This is a genomic window from Sphingopyxis sp. Geo25 (assembly GCF_949769135.1).
Classification (GTDB): Bacteria; Pseudomonadota; Alphaproteobacteria; order Sphingomonadales; family Sphingomonadaceae; genus Sphingopyxis.
The window spans coordinates 896,138-910,527 of sequence record NZ_CATKOZ010000001.1 but is presented as its reverse complement, the minus strand read 5'-3'; the positions used below and the strand labels follow the sequence as shown (position 1 = coordinate 910,527).

The following is a 14,390-nucleotide window of genomic DNA, read 5'->3' as shown; positions in this document are numbered from 1 at the left end:
GTAATCCCGCTCTTGTGGACATAAAGGTTGAAAAACAGCGCCTGCTGCAGCGCCGCGGCGTAGGTGTAATAGGGCGCGTACCACGAAAAAGGCCCAGCCTGCCGCTGCCCTTCGCGGAGCAGCGAGTTGGCATAAGCGGTTTTGCGCGCGGTCGCTTCGTACATCGTCCGAAAGATCAATACATTGCGACACAGCCCCGCTGCGATCGCACCGATCGCGTTGAATACCGCACCATATTGGCCCGGTGCTTCACCGCCGCCTGCATACCAGTTCACCTCCAGCCGCAACGCGTCCTGCAACGCCGCGCAGCCGACCGGCGAGAAACCCGAGCCGTCCGCGCGCTCGCCGGGCCAGGTCGCAATGCCGTCGATATCGGCGCGTGTCAGGCCCGCATCGGCGATGGCCTCGAGCGCGGCGTCGACGGTCAGCGCAAGCGCCGAGCTGGTCGCGCCGCGCGACACGTCGGACATGCCGACACCGCTGATCGCGGTATTCTTTTCGGCGAAGCGGTTCATGATTGGACTGGCCGGAAAAGCGGGATCCACAGATCGCCGGACGGTTCGAAAACGACTTCGACAGCCATGTCGAACGTCACGTCCTCGGCGTCACAGTCGACGATATTGCAGGGGATGCGAACATCGTCCTGCTCGTCGATTGCGACAAGCGCGAGCACATAGGGAACCGGCAGACCCGGTACCCACGCCTTGTGATTGACCGTGAAAGTGACGACGCGCCCGCGCCCCGACACCGCTTCGGGCGCGACCTTGCGGCTTTCGCATTGTGGGCAGAACGGGACCGGCGGGTGCACGTAATATTCGCAGTCCCCGCAACGATGGATGGCAAGCCTGCCCTCTCGCCCCCACGTCCAATAGGCTTCGCTGTCGCGGTCAATGACGGGCAGGATGCGCGGCGGTGCTTCAGTCATTCGGACTCTCCCACTTATAACACCAGGTCATAAACCAATAGTTGACACATCGTCAATTTTTGCGATGATGCGCGCAACAACAAATCAGCTGGAAGAGGAGAGTCGCCATGCGGATGGACGATATGGTCATCATCAGTGTGGACGATCACGCGATCGAACCGCCGGAGGCGTTCATTCGCCACTATCCCGAGGGCAAGAAAGATCGCGCGCCGCGCATCGTCCAGGACAAGGGCAAGGACGTCTGGCTGTGGAACGGCCAGCGCTTTCCGACGATCGGGCTGAACGCGGTGGTCGGCCGGCCGCGCAGCGAATATGGGATGGAGCCGAGCTCGTTCGAGCAGCTGCGCCCCGGCACCTATGATCCGAAGCTGCGCGTCGACGACATGAACGCGAACGGCGTGCTTGCGTCGCTCAACTTCCCGACGATGCCCAGTTTCGCCGGTGGCACCTTCGTCGGCATGGCGCAGAAGGATCCCGAAGAGGCACTGCTCGCCTGCCGCGCGTGGAACGACTGGCATGTCCAGGAATGGTGCGCCGCCGCGCCCGGCCGCTTCATTCCGATGTGCCTGATCCCGATGTGGAGCATGGACGACACCCTCGCCGAACTGAAGCGGATGCGCGATCTGGGCGTTCATGCCGTGAGCTTCTCCGACAATCCGTCGAACATCGGCTTGCCGAGCATTCACAATGAATATTGGGAGCCGTTCTGGAAGGCGTGCTCGGACTATAAGATGGTGATCAACTGCCATATCGGCACCGGCGCGCGCGCGATGCATCCCTCGCCCGAAAGCCCGATCGACGCGTGGATCACCGCGATGCCGATCTCGATCGCCAACTCGGCCGCCGACTGGACCTTCGCCAAATTCTGGCAACGCTACCCCGATCTGCGCATGGCGCTGAGCGAGGGCGGCATCGGCTGGATCCCCTATTTCCTCGAGCGCGCCGATTTCACGCACGAGCATCATCACGAATGGACCTTCACCGATTTCGGCGGCGAGCGTCCGTCGGACCTGTTCAAGCGCCACATCATCTGCTGCTTCATCGACGACCAGTTCGGGGTGAAGAACCTCGAATATATGAACGAGGACATGGTCTGCTACGAGTGCGACTATCCGCACTCGGATACTGTATGGCCCAATGTTCCCGAATATCTCTGGGCATCGGTCAATGGGCTGCCCAAAGAAACGATCGACAAGATCACGCACCTCAATGTGATGCGCGAATATAGCTTCGACGCCTTCGCGCTCAACGGCGGGCGCGAGAATTGCACCGTCGCGCACTTGCGCGAACTCGGCAAGGACGTCGACGTCAGCCCAAGGCACAATCTGGGCGGGCTCAAGACCGACAGCATGGATGCGATCGGCCAGGCGCGACGTCCGGTGACGTCGGGCGACATCGAACGCATGTTTGCTTCGGCCTGATCGATGGCAACGATCGCCGAACGCTGCCCGGTTGCGCGCGCCGGGGCCGATGCTCCGCCCGCGCCGGCGCATGTCCCGCCAGAGCTGGTACTCGACACCCGCTTTGCCGCGGGGATCGTGCCCAACGACCTTGTGGAGCCGTATCGCCCCGGGGACATTGTGCGCGACGCGGCCTTCCCGCCCATTCATTATTACCCTTGGCCGATCAGCGGCAACCGCCACGGCGCCTGGGTCGTGACGCGATATGAGGACATCCGCCGTGTCTATGAAGACAATGACCTCTTCTCCTCCGAAGGCGTCGCGCAGTTCCAGATGCTCGCGGGAGAAACCTTCCCTTCGATCCCGCTCGGCATCGATCCGCCCGACCATGGCCGCTATCGCAAATTCCTGAACCCATGGTTCACCCCCGTGGCGATGAACGAACGCGAACCGCGCATCCGCGAAATCATCGGCGGGATGATCGACGAGTTCGCAGGCAAGGGCGAAGTCGACATCGCGTATGATTTCGGGCGGGTCTTTCCCGTAAAGGTCTTCCTCGACCTGATGGGATTTCCCTTTTCTATGTTCGATCAGTTCCTCGATTGGGAATGGAATATCCTGCACGAAGAGGCGATCGAGGAGAAGGCCGAGGCGGTGCGCGGCATCCTCGCCTATCTGCGTGGCTTCATCGCCGAAAAACAGGCCGCTCCCGACAATACGCTCGGCAGCTATATCGCCAATGGATCGATCGACGGCCAGCCGCTGACCGACGACGAGATCATTGGCATGACCTGGTTCCTGTGGCTCGGCGGGCTCGATACCGTCGCCTCGACCGTCAGCCAGATGTTCCGGCGCCTTGCGATGCACCCCGGGTTGCAGGCACAAATCCGGGGCGACAAGTCGCTGATCAACTCGGCCGTCGAGGAATTCCTGCGCACCCAGCCGCTCGTCAATTCGGGCCGCAAGGTGAAGCGCGATTTCGAATGGCACGGCGTCCAGATCAAGGCGGGGGACTGGGTCAGCGTGTTCAACACGTCGGGCAACTTCGATGACGCGCAGTTCGCTTGCCCGCACCAGTTCGACGCAGCCCGCAAGAACAATCGCCATTTCACGCTCGCGGGCGGGGTCCACATCTGCCTTGGCGCGCATCTTGCGCGGCGCGAGCTGCGCGTGTTGCTCGACGAATGGTTCAACCGCATCCCGCACGAATTCCGTATCAAGGAGGGCACCGACACGACGGTCGTCCCCAGCCTGCTGTCGATCCGCAACCTGCCGATCGTCTGGAACAGCTAGACCGCCTGACAAGGACAGAAGCATGGCCTTTTTGAAATATGACGACGCCATTTATGTCGGCGGCGAATGGCAGAAGACCGACCAGCGCGAGGCGGTGATCAATCCGGCCGACGAGAGCCTGTTGATCGAAGCCCCGGTCGGCAGCGCGGCGCAGGTCGATGCCGCGATCGGCGCGGCCCGTCTGGCGTTCGATCAGGGAGATTGGGCCTATATGCCTGTGTCCCAGCGGCAGGCGATCTTGATCCGCTTCCTCGATGCGCTCGACGCGCGCAAGGCCGCGATTATCGATATGATCGTCGCAGAGGCGGGCGCCACGCGAATGCTCGCCGAGTTCCTGCAATATGGCATTCCGATGAAGCATGCGCGGCGGACGGTCGAGCTCGCCTCACGTCCCCCGGTGTCCTCGCTACCGGTCGAGCTGACCCCCAATGCGCAGGGCCGCACGACGCTGGGCACCGGGGTGGTTAGCCGCGAACCGGTCGGCGTCGTCGCCGCGATTTCGCCCTATAACTTCCCCTTTTTCTTAAATATCGGCAAGGTGATCCCCGCGCTTGCGGTGGGCTGTACCGTGGTGCTGAAACCTTCGCCCTACACGCCGATGGAGGCGCTGGTCCTCGGCGAGATCGCCGACGAGGTCGGGCTACCCAAAGGCGTGCTGAGCATCGTGACCGGCGACATCGAAACCGGCAAGCTGCTCACAACCGACCCCCGTGTCGACCTCGTCCATTTCACGGGTTCGGACAAGGTTGGGTCAATGATCCAGTCGCAGGCGGCGCCGACGCTCAAGCGCATCGTGATGGAGCTGGGCGGCAAATCGGCGCTGATCGTCCGCGCCGACGCCGATATCCAGAAGGCTGCGGCAGCGGGCATCATGGGCTTTACCACCCATGGCGGCCAAGGCTGCGCGCTCACCACACGGCACTTGGTCCACAACAGCATCCGCCCGCAATTCGTCGCGGCGATGCAAGCGATGCTCGGCCATCTCAAGATCGGCAACCCGGCCGATCCGACGGTCAATTACGGTCCGCTGATCCGCGAAGTTGCGCGCAAGCGCACCGAGGATTATGTCGCGATCGCGCAGGATGAAGGCGCGACGCTCGTTGCGGGCGGCAAACGACCCGAGGGGCTCAAAGAGGGTTTCTATTACGAGCCCACGCTGTTCGACAATGTGAAGAACGATAGCCGTCTGGCGCAAGAAGAAGTGTTCGGGCCGATCGGCGCGGTTATCGGCTTCGACGACGATGCCGAAGCCATTGCGATGGCGAATGACAGCGATTTCGGCCTGTCGGGCGCGATTTTTTCGGCCGATGCAGGCGAAGCCTATCGCATGGCGCTGAAGCTGCGCACCGGCGGTGTATCGATCAATGGCGGTGCCGGCACGATGCAGTCCGACGCTCCGTTCGGCGGGATCAAGCGCTCGGGCTATGGCCGCGAATATGGCGAGGATGGCCTCAACGAATTCACCTATCAAAAGGTGATCGGCTTTCACGCCGAATAGGGAGAACGCGCATGACCAAAGTGATGTCCGGCATCCGCGTCCTCGAGGTCGCGCAATTCACCTTCGTGCCCGCGGCGGGCGGCGTGATGACCGACTGGGGCGCCGATGTGATCAAGATCGAGCATCCGGTGCGCGGCGACGCGCAGCGCGGTATCCAGATGTTGCAGCGGCTCGCGGTCAATCCGCAGCGTTCGTCGCTGATGCAGCATCCGAACCGGGGGAAACGCAGCGTCGGGATCGATATCTCGACCGAGGAAGGCCGCGAACTGCTCTACGAGATCGCGAAGACCGCCGACGTTTTCCTGACCAACTATCTCCCCTCGGCGCGGCAGAAGCTGGGGATCGACATCGAGCATATCCGCGCGGTGAACCCCGACATCATCTATGTCCGCGGCAGCGCCTTCGGCGACAAGGGACCCGAGCGCGACAAGGGCGGGTTCGACAGCACGGCCTATTGGGCGCGCGGCGGCTCGGCGGTGCTGGTGACGCCGAAGGAACTCGACGGCCCGCTGACCCAGCCGGGACCGGCCTATGGCGACACCATTGGCGGCATGAACATCGCGGGCGGCATCGCCGCGGCGCTGTTCCACCGCGAGCGCACCGGCGAGGCGACCGAAGTCGATGTGTCTTTGCTGTCCTCCGGCATTTGGGCGACCGCCTGCTCGGTCGATGTCGCGATGGAACTGGGCGCCGATCCGTTCGAAAACCAGATGCCCGGTGGCAGCCAGGCCGTGGGCACCAATCCCTTCATGGGGGTGTTCAAGACATCCGACGGCAAGTTCATCAACCTGACCGTGCTGTCGCCCGGCCCTTATATCGAGGATGTCTTCGGCCATCTCGGTATTCCCGAGGCGGCGCAGGACGAACGTTTTTCGACCGCCGAGGCGATCATGGCGAATGCGACCGAAGCCTATCCGCTGGTCAAGCAAGCGATCGCGGCGCAGCCCTATGCCTACTGGATCCAGCATCTCAAGACGATGAAGGGGCAATGGGCCGCGTACCAGTCCGTGCATGACGTCTCGAGCGATGAGCAGGTACTGGCGAACGACCTGATCTTCGAGGTCGAGAGCGCCGATGGGGGTGCGCCGATCCGGCTCGTCGCCAACCCGGTACAGTTCAACCATGCTGGCGTCCAAAATACCCGCGCGCCCGAGGCATCGGAGCATACCGAGCTGTTCCTGATGGAATTGGGGCTCGAATGGGACCGCATCGAGGATCTCAAGAACAAAAAGGCGATCGCCTGACGGGCAAAGGCGGCATGCCCGTCCCTCCGCTTCGCGTCGGTATCATTGGCGCGGCTTGGGGCGCCAGAGCACATCTGCCTGCCTGGCGTAGCCTCGACGGGATCGAAGTCACCGCGATCTGTACCTCGCGCCCCGAAACGGCCGCCAAGGCGGCATCAGACTTCGGCGTCGCGCGCGCGTTTCATGACTTTCGCAAAATGGCGACCGACCCCGAAATCGATATCGTCGATTGCGGGACACGGCCGCCGCTGCGCTTTGCCATGGTGATGGCGGCGCTCGGCGCGGCCAAGCATGTCTATAACGGCATTCCATTTGCGAAGGATCTCGCCGACGCAAAAGCCATGGTCGACGCGTGGCATAAGGCGGGCACTGTAGCGGTGGTCGATGCCTTCATGCAGGCCGTGCCGGCGATGGTGCAAATGAAAGCGATGGTCGACGCGGGATGGATCGGCGAAGTCTTCGGCGCCGATATCGCGTTCGAAGTGCCGCTGTTCAGCGCCGCACAAACCAACGTGCCGGGCTATGTCTGGTTCGCCGATGCCGCCAATGGCGCCAGCGCCGGACGCAACCTCGGTAGCCATATGCTGAGCCTCCTCGTCCATTTCTTCGGGCCCGTCGCATCGGTCGCTTCGGATATGTCGCTGGCGCTAAAAGAATGGCCGCTCGCGGGGGAAATCGTTCGCCCAGAAGTCCCCGACCGCGCCTCGATGTTGCTGCGCCATGCGTCGAGTTTGCCGACGCGGCTGGAGGCGAATTGGTCGAAGATCGGCGGCGATGGATTTCGCTTTTCGGTCTGGGGATCGAAGGGGCGGCTGGAAGCACGCGCGCCGGTGTTCCCGATGGCGCACGACACAACTCTATCGGGGACGCGCGATCCAGCGTTGGGCACCGCGAAGATGGAACCAGTCGAAATTGAGGCGGAATATCTGCACATATCCGGCTGCCACGCCATTCATGACAGACCCGAGACCGGATTGCTCGCGTTGGCGTCGATCTTTGCGGCGATGCGCGATGCGATCAACGGTATAGGTCAAGCCGCGCCGGATTTCGCCCAAGCGTACCATGTGCATGCCATCGTCGAAGCCGCCAATCAGGCCGCGAGCGAGCGGCGCTGGATCGACCTTGCCGTCTAGTCCCTCCGCAGCAGCATCGAACCCGCGATGAAGCCGCCGCCCATGCCGCACACAGCGGTCTTGGCGCCGTCCACCTGTCGCCCATCCGCTTGGCCCCACAGCTGCGTACAAGCCTCGTGCAGCAATCCAAATCCGTGGAGCCGTCCGCCCGACAATTGGCCGCCGCCCGTGTTCACCGGGAAACGCCCTCCCGGACCGATGTTACCCTCCGCTATGAAATCTTTCGCTTCACCATGACCGCAGAAACCGAAGGCCTCGAGCCAATAGGGCACGAAGATGCTGAAGCCGTCGTAAAGCGCGAGCACATCGACGTCGGCAGGCCTCATTTCGGTACGCTTCCACATCTCCGCGGCCGCGTCATGGGCGCCCATCGTGGTGAGATCGGCGCGTTGATCCCAGCTTTCCTGCGAGCCGAGCGCCGCGCCCATCGCCTCGATCGCCAGCGGTGGGCGCGCGCAATTCTTTGCCGCGTCAGCGGCCGAGACGATGATCACGCACGCACCGTCGATCGGCACGTCGCAGTCGAACAGGCCGAGCGGCGACGAGATCATCCGCGCGCCCAGATAATCCTCCATCGTCAATGGCGATTGCATAACGGCAGTGGGGTTATGCTGCGCAAAGGCGCGCTGGCCGGTTGCGATCATGCCCAGATGCTCGCGGGTCATGCCGAACTCGTGGAAATAGCGCGTTGCCATCCAGCCTGCCCAGTTCGACGCCGACATCGCATTGGCGGGAACGAGATAGCTGTACCAGCCGCCGAGCCGCGCGCGCCCCGCACCGGGAATGCTCGCGCGCTGGGTCGCGGTTTGCGAACTGCTTTCGGTAAGCGCGCGAAAGCAAAGCACGTGGCGCGCCTGCCCGGTGGCAACCGCCATTGCAGCCACCATCAGCGGCGCCATCTGCGACGGGCCATCGGGGACGGCGCTATGCCAGCGGGTCTTGAGGCCAAGCGCGTTACGGACTTCGCCGGTGCCAAGCGGCGACATGCCGGGCGAATTGTCCGCCTTGCCCGGATAGGTCGAGATGCCGTCGATATCCTCTTTCGTCAGGCCCGCGCATTCGAGCGCGCGACGCGCGGCCTCGGCGAGATGCACCATCGCGGGGCGTCCGGTCTTGCGCCCGATGTCGGACATGCCGACCCCGGTGATCGCGGCGTTGAGGGTCATTGCGCGGGCTCCCACCGGGGGAGCCATATGTCGTCGATGTTGAGGAAACCGACTCTCATGGTCTGTCCGATGGCTACGCTTTCGGGGTCGGCGTTCACCACCTCGGCGGTGACGCGCACGCCGGGGGCGCCATCGATATCGACCACCGCGAGCGCGAAGGGCACCGCCATTCCGGGCGCCCATGGCTGATGGTTGACGGTATAGGTGTAGACCGTGCCGGTGCCGGGGACGGCGCGGCTCTCGACCTCGTCGCTCCAGCATTTGGGGCAGATCAGCTGCGGCGGGTGGATCGCGTGCCGGCAATCGGCGCAGAAGGCGATCATCAGCTTGCCCTCGGCACCGCCGGTCCAGAAGGCGGTGTTCTCGGGGGTGAGTTCAGGGAGCGGTCTCATGGTTGTTCCTGGGGCTGGATGTTGCGCGGCAGCGCAAAGGCGACGAGGATCGCCGCAATGCACAGCGCGACGATAACGACGACGGTGAGGTCGTAGGCGTAGGGCGAGGGATAGGTTTCGTCGCCGCGGCGGACGACATCGACCGCGAGCAGGGTCGTCACCATCTGCGCGCCGATGCCCAGAAACAGCTGGCGAATGACGGTGAGCATCCCCGAAATCTCGCTGATCCGCTCGGGCGGCGACGCCTGTGCGATGATCGTCGGGGCGACCGAAAAGAGCATCGTCGCGCCGAAGCTGATCACGATGAGCTGGGCGACGACAACCGCAAAGCTGTTCACGTCGAGGACGAAATAGAGGAGCCAGCCGACGGTTGTGACGAGCCCGCCCACGACGATCGCGAAGCGTCCCCCTCCCCGTCCGGCGAGCCAGCCGCCGAGCGGTCCTGCAAAGGCCGAACTGAGGTTAGATGGCAATTTGGCGAGCCCGGCCACGGTCGCCGAGAAGCCAAGCCCGGCAACGGTCCATGCCGGCGCCTGAAGCAGCAACGAGAAGAAAACGGTAATCTGCAGCGTGCTCATCGAAACGAGCGCGGTGACGGCGCCGCCGACGGCAATCGTGCGGTTGCCGAAACTGCGGATCGCGATCAACGGATTGGGGCTGGCGAGGCTGCGTTGCACCCACCAGGCGACGAGCGCGATACCGGCGACGAGCGCGGCGAGCGACCAAGGATCTCCCCATCCCCAATCCTTTCCGGTGCTGAAATAGACGAGGATCAGCGCAACCCCTGGCGCGAACGCAAGCCCCGAGAACCAGTCGACGGGTGGTCCCGAAAGGCGGCGCGGCGATACCGGAACGAAGGCGAGCAGCGCGAGCGCAGCGGTGATGCAGAGGCCCGCGCTGGTGAAGAAAATGCCGTGCCAGCTGAACTGGTCGACGACCATGCCGCCGATGACAAGCCCCGCCGCGGTGCCGATCGACGCACCCGAAATCATCAGCCCGATCGCCATGGGGGCGCGGTCCTTGGCCATATTTTCGTGCACGAGTCCGATGCAGAGCGGCAGGATGGCGCCGGTAACCCCCTGCATCAAGCGGCCGGCGAGCAGCACCGGAAAATTGGTCGAGAGCGCACTGATCAGCGAACCGACCGCGCCGATCGCAAGGACAACGATCAGCGTCCGGCGCCGCCCGAACATGTCGCCGATCCGGCCCACCACCGCCGCAATCGCGGCGCCGACGATGAGGTAGCCGGTGATCAGCCAGCCGACCATCGCGGGATTGCCGAAATCCTGAATCAGCCTCTTCAGTGCTGCGAGGATCATCGCGGTCTCGAACGAACCGGTGACCTCGGCAATCCAGAGCGCGCCGATCAGCAGCGGAAGGTTGCGGCGCCCCTCCACCCTAGTCGGCGGCCTGTTTCGCCCCGTCGGGCACCCCGACCTGCGCCGCGCGCACCTCGACAAGGTCGATCCCGATGTCGGCGGGAAGTCCGATGACGGCGAGCAGCGCCTCGGCCATCGATTCGGGCGCGGCCGATTCGCCGGTCATCGCGGCATGGCCGGTTTCAACGATCTTCTTGTAGAAGGCCTCGACCGTCTCCTGCGACCAGGCCTTGCCGCCCGAACCGCCCTTGACCGATCCCGAGCGCAATATGGTGACGCGGATATCGTCGGCGCGCAGTTCATCGCGCAGCCCCTGGCACAGCGTTTCGACCGCAGCTTTGGTGGCGGCGTAGAGCGCTAGCATCGGAAACGGCATGCGGACCGATTCACTGCTGATCGCGACGATCTGCCCCTTGCCGGCGCGCAGGTGCGGGATGCTGGCGCGGATCAGCCAAGCGACGCCGAGGATGTTGATGTCGACATGACTGCGGACGAGGTCGTCGCTGCCATGCTCGAAAGCGAAGGGGTGATAGACGGCGGCGTTGGCGACGACGACATCGATGCGACCAAAATGTTCGACGGTCTGCACGACTGCGGCATCGACGGCATCCGAGGCGGTGACGTCGCAGGGCAGCGCGAGCACGGCTTCACCAAATTCCTCGGTGAGCGACGCCAGTTCGTCCGATGGGCGGGCAAGGCAGGCCACGCGCATTCCTGCTCCGACCAAAGCGGCGACGAAATGCCGCCCCATCCCTTTCGATGCGCCGGTCACCACCGCGACCTTGCCCGCCAGCCTTTCCATCCCGAATCCCCGATTTCCGTCTGTTTCTTATCATTTTTGACGATACGTCAATTTTTTGCCATATCGCAAGCCTGCTGTTAGGATTGAGCATGAAAAACAGGGGCAGGACCGGATTTCGATGACCGAACAGGCGCTGGTGGATCAGGACGCGCCCGAAGCGATTCGCCGCAAGCTGGGCGCCAAGGGACAGCGCACGCGGCAGCAGCTGATCGACGCGACGGTCGCGCTGCTCGAAACGCATGGGCTGCGCGACGTGTCGGTGGTCGACGTGGCGCGCGCCGCGCAAACCTCGCCGGCCACTTTCTATGTCTATTTCAAGGGCGTGCCCGAGGTCGTTCTTGCGGCGCTCGAAAGTGCGACGCAGACCTCGCCCGAACTGGAAGCGATCATCGCACGCGACTGGTTGAAACCGGGGGCCGCGGCGGACGCGCGGATGTTCGTCGATCACTACACCGAAATCTGGAACCGCAACCGCACGATCTTCGTCGTCCGCAACCTGGCCGCCGAAGAGGGCGACGCGCGTTTTTACGAGGCACGCATGAACCTGGCGCGGCCGATCATGGGCGCGATCAGCGAACAGGTCGAGCGCGCGCAGGTGGCGGGCCGCATTCCCGCCGACCTTTCGCCACGGTCATGCGCGGGGACGATGCTGATGATGCTCGAACGCCTGTCGGCCATCGGACCGATGAGCCGCGACGATGATGGGGTCGGCTATGCCGACCTCAAAGCCGCGGCGGCGCATAGTATCGCGATGATGCTGGGCGCGCGGGAATAGCTGTAGTGAACCTCCCTATGCCGGAGGCTTGGGGAGGTGGCAGCGCGGAGCGCTGACCGAGGGGCGATAGCGCAGCGTAGCAGCCCCTCCACCACTCGCTGCGCGAGCGCCCCCTTCCCCATCGCTTCGCGACAGGGAGGATTCGTCATGCCGCGGACGCTTCCGCAATCATTTGCTGGATGTTGAGCACGCCGGTGGCGAGTCCCCCGGCGAGGCCAGCATCCACCGGCAGGCAGACCCCGCTGACAAAGCGCGCCGCGTCGCTGTTGAGCAGGATCAGCGGCAACGCCTGTTCCTCGGGGGTCGAATAACGCCCCTTCGCCTTGGCGAATGCGCCGAGCACCGCGTCCCCCGCAATCTTGCGGAATTCGCCAAGCATGGGCGTGTCGATCGGACTGGGCATCGTGCAATTGATGCGGATGTCCCGGCCGATCAGGTCGGGCGCGCTGACCTGCGTCCATGTGTTGATGAGCTCTTTCGACAGCGTGTACGGATCGCCAAGGTCGGCGGCGCGGTCGGCGTACCACTGTCGCGCTTCGGCAAAGTCGGTGATGCCCATAAATTCACGCAGCAACGGCTGCCGCGCCAGATAGCCCATGCCGGCAAGCGACGAAACGCTGACGATCGCGGCGCCGGGATTGAGGTGCGGAATCCAGCCCTCGGTCCACGCGCGGATGCCCAGGAAGTTGACGGTGACGACATCCTCGCCGGGGAAGGTCTGCGGCAGACCCGAGACGTTGAACACGGCGTCGATCTTGCCGCCGATCCTGGCGATCCCGGCGGCGATGGCGTCGGGCTTTTTAAGGTCGACTTCGGTAAAGCTGGCAAGGTTCACGGGGGAGGGTTTGATGTCGGCGCCATGCACTTCGGCACCGAGATCGACCAGCAAGCGGGCCGCGGCTTCGCCGGTTCCTGAGAAGCAGCCCATGACGACGACGCGCTTGCCCTTATAACCCAAAATATCCCTAGCCATTGACCCAGACCTTCCTGATCTTTCCCGAGAAACCATTATTCCAGCGGCGCAAATTTCGTGCCGGCAAGCCCGCCCATCGCGTCGGCCAACAGCGCCGCATCGCGCGTTTCATGCGCGTTGCAGAGGATGATCGCGCGCTCCGTGGCGATCCGGTCGCCCGCCACTTCGTCGCGGAACGCGGACCAGGCGGCAGCATGGTTGGCGAATTCGAGCCCGAGCGCCGCCTCGATCTCCCGTTTTTCCGCCGCATGGAATCCCGGCTCGAAACGCTCGATCGCGCGCCACCATTTGATCAGGCGCGCCATGCCCTTGGCCTTTACCGCCGCCTGCTGGTCGGAAATGCGCGGCACGATGCTGTCGCGGATGTCGGCAAGCGCGATAGCGAAACTGCGGTCGTGCGCGCCGACGGGCGCTTCGGGCAGTGCGACCGGCGGCCGATCAATTCCCGCCGCTTCCGCCAGCGCCTCCGACAGCACGCGCCGATGGATCGTCGAATAGACGAGGTTCATGCCGAGATTGGGGGGCGGCGGCGCGTCGGGATCGTCGTAGCGCGAGCGCCGCGCGAAGCCCGTCTGAAAGAGAAGCCGCCAGTAGCGTACTCGCGCCAGATCGACCTTGTGCCCGCCCGCCGCTTCATAGGCCGCGAACGCTTCGGGAAGCGGGACGAAACCCTGGAACAACATGCGCAGGCAGAGCATCGCGAGGTCTGCCATCGGGTCGCCGTAGTGAACGAGTTCCCAGTCGAGCAGCGCGGTCACCCGCTCGCCCTCGAAAAGGAAATTGCCCGGCCCGGCGTCGCCATGGACGATCACCGGCGCGGGCATGTCGGCGGGAATATTCGCCTCGAGCCAGTTCAGCGACAGGTGGATCAGCGGGTCCCACACCTTTCCGCTGTTCGCGGCGCGCAGCGCAGCGAGGCGCCGCCTGATGAAGGCTTCGGCGGGTTCGACCGGACCCATGCCCGCGACCGGGGTTTCGACCACATCGATGCGGTGGAGCGCCGCGAGCTGGCCCATGAAATCGCGCGCGAGTGCGCTGCGCTGGCCCGCGTCGGCGATGCCGCCAAAACGGTCGTTACCCGATACCATGCCGCACACGAGCGCGCGCTGGTCGGCAACCGACGCGAAATAGGGAGCGACGCGGACGCCCGCGCCCGCGAGAGATCCCGAGAGCGCGCGCAACACCGCAGCTTCGCGCAGGAAGGCCGCATCGTCGCCCGCCCCTGCCTTGTGCACGTCGTAATTCATATAGGCGCGCGCGGTGCGCCCGTCGGGCCAGGCAAGGTCGAGTTCGGCGCCGTCGCGCGAAGCGCCGCCGCCGCCGCGCGGCCGGACTGCGGTCACGCGTGCGCCGCTGGCGGCTTCGACCGCTGCAACGAGACCCTCGGGGAGCAGCGCGGCGGGTTCCACC

Annotated in this window: 13 protein-coding genes; 6 read left to right on the top strand and 7 right to left on the bottom strand. The window is 64.3% G+C overall.

All coding sequences use genetic code 11. The features are described from left to right. Window positions 1–511: 511 nt before the first annotated feature. On the bottom strand, window positions 512–925 hold the full coding sequence (locus QOL68_RS04595) for a Zn-ribbon domain-containing OB-fold protein (protein WP_282947359.1): 414 nt from the start codon (window positions 923–925) through the stop codon (window positions 512–514). Window positions 926–1,032: 107 nt separating this feature from the next. Between QOL68_RS04595 and QOL68_RS04590 the strand changes: the two genes are divergently transcribed. The 5 genes from QOL68_RS04590 to QOL68_RS04570 are packed head-to-tail and all read left to right on the top strand — an operon-like array spanning window position 1,033 to window position 7,493. Then, entirely contained in the window at window positions 1,033–2,346 is a 1,314-nt protein-coding gene (locus tag QOL68_RS04590) for an amidohydrolase family protein (protein ID WP_058454004.1), read from the top strand. A 3-nt stretch (window positions 2,347–2,349) separates the two neighbouring features. After that, window positions 2,350–3,618 (top strand): cytochrome P450, encoded by a 1,269-nt coding sequence (locus tag QOL68_RS04585; RefSeq protein ID WP_282947355.1) that lies wholly within the window; start codon window positions 2,350–2,352, stop codon window positions 3,616–3,618. Between the two features lie 22 nt (window positions 3,619–3,640). Then, a complete protein-coding gene (locus QOL68_RS04580; RefSeq protein WP_282947353.1) occupies window positions 3,641–5,116 on the top strand; it encodes an aldehyde dehydrogenase family protein in 1,476 nt (491 codons plus the stop codon). An 11-nt stretch (window positions 5,117–5,127) separates the two neighbouring features. Continuing rightward, window positions 5,128–6,360, top strand: coding sequence for a CaiB/BaiF CoA transferase family protein (locus QOL68_RS04575; RefSeq protein ID WP_282947351.1), 1,233 nt, complete (start codon window positions 5,128–5,130; stop codon window positions 6,358–6,360). Between the two features lie 14 nt (window positions 6,361–6,374). Further along, the gene (locus QOL68_RS04570) at window positions 6,375–7,493 is read left to right on the top strand and encodes a Gfo/Idh/MocA family protein (RefSeq protein WP_282947348.1); all 1,119 of its coding nucleotides are present in this window, start codon (window positions 6,375–6,377) and stop codon (window positions 7,491–7,493) included. Here the strand turns inward: QOL68_RS04570 and QOL68_RS04565 are convergent. Genes QOL68_RS04565 through QOL68_RS04550 form a run of 4 tightly spaced genes read right to left on the bottom strand, consistent with a single transcriptional unit; the run spans window position 7,490 to window position 11,232 of the window. Continuing rightward, on the bottom strand, window positions 7,490–8,659 hold the full coding sequence (locus QOL68_RS04565) for a thiolase family protein (protein WP_282947346.1): 1,170 nt from the start codon (window positions 8,657–8,659) through the stop codon (window positions 7,490–7,492). The genes QOL68_RS04570 and QOL68_RS04565 overlap by 4 nt on opposite strands. After that, window positions 8,656–9,051, bottom strand: coding sequence for a Zn-ribbon domain-containing OB-fold protein (locus tag QOL68_RS04560; protein WP_282947344.1), 396 nt, complete (start codon window positions 9,049–9,051; stop codon window positions 8,656–8,658). The genes QOL68_RS04565 and QOL68_RS04560 overlap by 4 nt, the downstream gene beginning before the upstream one ends. Continuing rightward, window positions 9,048–10,448: an MFS transporter gene (locus QOL68_RS04555; protein ID WP_282947343.1), complete on the bottom strand. Its 1,401-nt coding sequence runs from the start codon at window positions 10,446–10,448 to the stop codon at window positions 9,048–9,050. Before QOL68_RS04555 ends, QOL68_RS04560 begins: the two co-directional genes overlap by 4 nt. Window position 10,449: 1 nt before the next feature. After that, the gene (locus QOL68_RS04550) at window positions 10,450–11,232 is read right to left on the bottom strand and encodes an SDR family oxidoreductase (RefSeq protein ID WP_204993860.1); all 783 of its coding nucleotides are present in this window, start codon (window positions 11,230–11,232) and stop codon (window positions 10,450–10,452) included. 118 nt (window positions 11,233–11,350) lie between these two features. Between QOL68_RS04550 and QOL68_RS04545 the strand changes: the two genes are divergently transcribed. After that, complete coding sequence (locus tag QOL68_RS04545) at window positions 11,351–12,007, top strand: TetR family transcriptional regulator (RefSeq protein WP_204993861.1); 657 nt, start codon at window positions 11,351–11,353, stop codon at window positions 12,005–12,007. Between the two features lie 145 nt (window positions 12,008–12,152). On the opposite strand, the gene QOL68_RS04540 is transcribed toward QOL68_RS04545, so the two are convergent. Continuing rightward, window positions 12,153–12,980, bottom strand: coding sequence for a coniferyl-alcohol dehydrogenase (locus tag QOL68_RS04540; protein ID WP_282947340.1), 828 nt, complete (start codon window positions 12,978–12,980; stop codon window positions 12,153–12,155). 35 nt (window positions 12,981–13,015) lie between these two features. Next, window positions 13,016–14,389: a phosphotransferase family protein gene (locus QOL68_RS04535; protein WP_204993863.1), complete on the bottom strand. Its 1,374-nt coding sequence runs from the start codon at window positions 14,387–14,389 to the stop codon at window positions 13,016–13,018. Window position 14,390: the final 1 nt, after the last annotated feature.